Origin of the sequence: Pseudomonas sp. IT-347P (assembly GCF_949768005.1) — a bacterium.
In the GTDB taxonomy this organism is placed as follows: domain Bacteria; phylum Pseudomonadota; class Gammaproteobacteria; order Pseudomonadales; family Pseudomonadaceae; genus Aquipseudomonas.
The window spans coordinates 1-268 of record NZ_CATKPQ010000039.1 but is presented as its reverse complement, the minus strand read 5'-3'; the positions used below and the strand labels follow the sequence as shown (position 1 = coordinate 268).

Here is a 268-nt window from a genome sequence, read left to right as displayed (position 1 = left end):
GCGCTATGGTCTGGCCGGCCAGCTCAGGCACATGCAGTTGTTGATCAACGGCGACACCGACTGGCGAACCGTGTTACGCGATGTTCATTACAACGCCACTGATCAGATCATCGAGCAACAGGACGGTAACGGTGTGCGTAGCCAGTGGACCTACGATCCGGCCGACGGTCGATTGCACACCCAGTCCAGTCGCAAGGACAACGGCGAAGTGCTGCAGGACTTCGAATATGTTTACGACCGCATCGGCAACATCACCCGCATCGAAGAC

At 57.5% G+C, this 268-nt stretch carries 1 pseudogene; it reads left to right on the top strand.

Annotated elements, in window-relative coordinates:
• Window positions 1-268: pseudogene (locus tag ACM6IV_RS16235) on the top strand (toxin); the annotation flags it as partial.